This window comes from Spirillospora sp. NPDC049652 (genome assembly GCF_040675125.1).
Lineage (GTDB): Bacteria > Actinomycetota > Actinomycetes > Streptosporangiales > Streptosporangiaceae > Spirillospora.
The window spans coordinates 1-3,981 of record NZ_JBFAOF010000688.1; the positions used below are offsets into that span (position 1 = coordinate 1).

Genomic DNA, 3,981 nt, shown 5'->3' on the forward strand with positions numbered 1-3,981 from the left:
TGGCTGCGGCCGCGCCGAGCACGGCCTTGCGTACCGACTGCTTCATGACGAACTCCCTTCGACCGGGCGGTCACGGCGAACGGGTACTCGCCGCTATGGGCTGAGGCTTCTCGGTCAGCCTCCGAAGGTGTCGATGGCGCTGAGCTTCCAGGTGCCGTCCACGCGGATCGCGGTCACCGCGAACACGGCCGCCGAGTAGCTGGTCTGGTTCTTGTCGGTCCGCGTGTTGCGCTGGTCGGCGAAGATCAGCAGGCGGGCCTGGTCGTCGCTGAGGGACTTCACGGCCGTGTCGGTGACCGTGGTCGTCAGGATCTGCTTCTGCTGCGGGGCCTGCTGCCGGACGGTCGCGAACATCGCGTTGTACTGCCGGACCGCATCACCCGTGAGCAGCTTCTTCGCGGCCTGCTCGGTCTTGCCCGTGTCGGCGTAGTTGTACGAGAACACCGTGTTCAACGCGCTGGTGACCTCGCCCTTCACCTCACTCGTGCGGGCGTTGTCGGTGAGCGCGTGGTTCTCCGACGCCGCGTTGCCGGTGATGGCCTCGGCCTTCGTCCCCGCCCACGCGGCGGTCGTCCCGAAGGCGACGGTGAGGACGCCCAGGAGGGCCACGACGCGCGTCCGGGCGGTGCCGGGCACCTTCCTCTTGTCCTTCGTGGCCTTCTTGCCCTTCGCGGCCGTCGTGGCCGTCGTGGCCTTCTTGGCCGTCGTGTTCTTCTTCTCGGTCTTCATCAGTTCCCCGACGACGTGGCGGCCTGGCCGAGGGCGGAGAGCCTCCACCCGTCGGACGTCCTGGTGAGCTGGCCGGAGAGCCGCCGGATGCTGGCGGACGACTTCCCGTCGGGAGTCGTCACCGTCACGCGGATCGCGACCATGACGCCGGCCTTGCCCGCGTCGGAGTCCAGCTCGGTGATCCCGGATTCGAGGATCTTGGCGGTGCTGACCGTCTTCGCCTTCGTCACCGAGGCGGCGAGCTGCTGGCGGCCCTGGACGATCTGGTTGTACAGATCGGCGGTGGTCGAGTCCTGCCAGAGGGAGAGGCCCTGGTCGATCTTGGTGTAGTCGAGCGTGTTCAGGTTGACGATCTCCTGCTCCGCGGAGCGCAGGACCTCGTCGCGCGTGCGGGCCTGGCTGATGCCCTTGTCGCTCGACGCCTGGTGGTAGCTCCACCCGAACCACGCGGCGGCGAACCCGGCGAGGACCGTGACCGTGATCGCGATGAGGATCAGCGGATCGCGTCGCCAGCCCCGCTTGGTCTTCGGCTCGCCGGCCTCCGGCTCCTTGTCCTCGGTGCCGGTCTCGGCGGCCTCCGACCCGGACGCCTCGGACTCCGGGTCTTCCGAGTCCTTCGACTCCTCGTCCGGCTCAGGTGAGGGCTTCTTGGTGACGTCCCTCGTCCTGACCTTGGACTTCGGCTTCGGTTTCGGCTCCGCTTCCTCCTCCGCCGAAGCGGCGGTCCCGGAATCGGCCTGAGCCTCGGTATCAGGCTCGGCCTCGGCCTTGAGCTCTTGCTTGGTGTCCACCTGAAATCCACCCCTTCCTTCAGGCGGCCCGCAGTTCGGTGATGCGCCACGTCCCACCGGAGCGGTGGGCCGTCACGATGAGCTGGGCGGCGACCGGCGTGCCCGTGGCCTTGCCGGCCCGCGTCGCCTGCTGGTCGAGGAAGACCACGACCACCGCCGTCCCATCCCTGTCGAGGCGCACGACGCCCGCGCGCACGACCTTGGTGGTCAGTGCGAGCTGCTGGCGCGGCGCCTCCTGGCGCACCTGGCCGAAAAGCGATTGGTACTGGGCTGCGGCCTTGCCCGTGAGCAGGCTGGAGGCCGCACGTGATGTGGAGTCCGGGTCCGTGTACGAGTACGTGAAGACCCGCTCCACCGCCTGCGTGACGTTGGAGATCGCCTCCGATGTGGCGGTCTTGTCCAGCAGGACGCGGTTGGCGGCCGGGCCGCCCGACGCGCGGTCGGACGCCCACGTGTTCAATGCGAACGCGCCCGCCGCGATGGCGACGGCGAGCAGGAACGGCCACCAGCGCTTGAGGAGGACGCGCGAGCGCTTCTCCGGCTCCCGCTTCTTCCTTGGCCGCGCCCGGACCTCGACCTCAGTGCTCACCTGCGGCCTCCCGGAGCGACCGGGGTCAGGGACTCGACCTTCCACAGGCCCTCCGAGATCCGCTTCATGCCGACCTCGAACCGCTTGCGCTGCTCGGAGGACGGCGCGCCGTCCGCGTCCGCGCCGAGGAACACCCGGACGGACGCGAGCACCGTCGCCTTCCCGCCGTCCTTGTCGAACGAGGTGACCGCCGCGGCCGTGACCTCGCCACGCGTTGGGACCTGCTGCTTGGCGAACTTCGCCTGGGCGGCGGGCAGGTCGCGCTGGAGGGCCTCGCGGAGCGTGCCGGTCGAGATGTCGAGCCAGTGCTCCATGTCGAGCTGCGCCCGGGACGGGTCGACGCTGTTCAGCATCACCATGTCCCGGACGGCCGTGTCCCTCATGTCGTCGCGCTGCGCGGCGTACGTGCGGTCCTCGTTCCAGACCGTCCCGGCCCACCGCCACCCCGCGAACCCGAGGAACGCGAGGGCGGCGGCGACCAGGACGAATCCGGTGAGGCGTGTCATCGGCCGATCCCCAGGAGCTGCTGGAGGGACGTCCCGCCCTCACGGCCGAGGCCTGGGAGGCCGACCGCCGAGAAGAACGGCTGTGCGGCGGTGATGTTGGCGCTGTCCACGCCGGGGACGGCTGCGGCCGGGACGCCGTAGTGCGGGGCGTTCGCCGCGCCGCGGACGTTGATGCCGCTGCTCTTCGGCTCCGCGCAGTACGCGCTGCGGTTGAACTTGCCCGGCTTGAGGTCGGTCGTGCCGTTGCGGTACTGCGTGCCGCCGTAGCCGCGCGTGCAGGGCTGCGGGTTGAAGAAGGTGTTCACCAGGCCGAGGCGCAGCTTGCCGTCCTGCACGATGGACGGGCCGATCGCGGAGATCTTCGGCAGGTTCGCGAGCGTCGTCTCCAGTCCGGGCAGGCGCGCGTCGGTGAGCCGCGAGGTCGTCAGGAGGTTGGCCAGCAGGATCGGCAGTCCGGGCTGCATGCGCCGGAGCAGGTCGATCAGCTCGCGGTTGGCGGGCGGCCCGTACGCCAGGATCTTGCGGATGTCGCCGTCGGACGACCGGAGCGTCTGCGCCAGCAGGTGGGAGTTGCGGGCGAAGTCCTTGAACGCCTGCGCCTCCTCGTTCTGCGTCCGCAGCACGATGTTCCCGTTCTTGATCAGCTCGTCGGTCTGCGGGAACGCGGCGTCCGACGCGGCGATGAACTCGCCGCTGGTGTCCAGGAGCTTCTGCAGGTGCGGGCCCTGCCCGGCGAACGCCTGGCCGAGCTCGTCCACGACGACCTTGAGGTCGTTCAGCGGCAGCGACCCGGACAGGTCGTTGATGCTCTTGAGGGTCTGCTCCACCGGGGCGGGCGTGGCCGTCGCGCTGCGCGGGATGACGGCGCCCTGCGCGAGGTACGGGCCGCCGTCGCGTTCCGGCTCCAGCTCGACGTACTGCTCGCCCACGGCCGACCGGTTGGCGACGATGGCCTTGAGGTCGCGCGGGATGTCGGGGGCGCTGTCGGAGATGTGCAGGTCGGCGAGGACGCCGTCCGAGGTGAGCTTGAGGTCGCCGACCTTGCCCACCGAGGTGCCCCGGTAGGAGACGTCGGAGCCCTTGAAGAGGCCGCCCGTCGTGGGCAGTTCGAGCCGGACGACGTAGTAGCCGCGCATCCCGACGTACTTGCCGAGGTCCGCGTAGGTGATCGCGATGTAGGAGATCACGAAGATGGCCAGCAGGGTGAAGACGATGGCCTTCAGGCGCGCGCCGACGGTCAGCATGTCAGTTGCCTCCCAGGGTCGGCAGGGGCAGCGCCGGACGGTTCGGATCCGTCCCGCCGCCGGACCCGCCCGTGCCGCCCGTGGGGGCGGACGGGCCCACCTGCTGAGGAGTGTTGGACGGC

Annotated in this window: 5 protein-coding genes; all 5 read right to left on the bottom strand. The window is 70.0% G+C overall.

Features of this window, described 5'->3' with window-relative positions; genetic code table 11:
- Window positions 1-114 precede the first annotated feature (114 nt).
- From AB0J52_RS30675 to AB0J52_RS30695, 5 genes are read right to left on the bottom strand one after another with little or no spacing between them, the layout of a single operon-like run.
- The gene (locus tag AB0J52_RS30675; protein ID WP_500186163.1) at window positions 115-729 is read right to left on the bottom strand and encodes a hypothetical protein; all 615 of its coding nucleotides are present in this window, start codon (window positions 727-729) and stop codon (window positions 115-117) included.
- On the bottom strand, window positions 729-1,520 hold the full coding sequence (locus AB0J52_RS30680) for an Rv1363c family protein (protein WP_500186164.1): 792 nt from the start codon (window positions 1,518-1,520) through the stop codon (window positions 729-731). The genes AB0J52_RS30675 and AB0J52_RS30680 overlap by 1 nt, the downstream gene beginning before the upstream one ends.
- Before the next feature lie 19 nt (window positions 1,521-1,539).
- Entirely contained in the window at window positions 1,540-2,109 is a 570-nt protein-coding gene (locus AB0J52_RS30685) for a hypothetical protein (protein WP_500186165.1), read from the bottom strand.
- Complete coding sequence (locus AB0J52_RS30690) at window positions 2,106-2,615, bottom strand: Rv1363c family protein (RefSeq protein WP_500186166.1); 510 nt, start codon at window positions 2,613-2,615, stop codon at window positions 2,106-2,108. The genes AB0J52_RS30685 and AB0J52_RS30690 overlap by 4 nt, the downstream gene beginning before the upstream one ends.
- A complete protein-coding gene (locus tag AB0J52_RS30695; RefSeq protein ID WP_500186167.1) occupies window positions 2,612-3,859 on the bottom strand; it encodes an MCE family protein in 1,248 nt (415 codons plus the stop codon). The genes AB0J52_RS30690 and AB0J52_RS30695 overlap by 4 nt, the downstream gene beginning before the upstream one ends.
- Between the last annotated feature and the right edge of the window lie 122 nt (window positions 3,860-3,981).

Coding starts and splice junctions, on each gene's coding strand:
- AB0J52_RS30675 (WP_500186163.1), bottom strand. CDS start 729: ATGAAGACCGAGAAGAAGAACACGACGGCCAAGAAGGCCACGACGGCC.
- AB0J52_RS30690 (WP_500186166.1), bottom strand. CDS start 2,615: ATGACACGCCTCACCGGATTCGTCCTGGTCGCCGCCGCCCTCGCGTTC.
- AB0J52_RS30695 (WP_500186167.1), bottom strand. CDS start 3,859: ATGCTGACCGTCGGCGCGCGCCTGAAGGCCATCGTCTTCACCCTGCTG.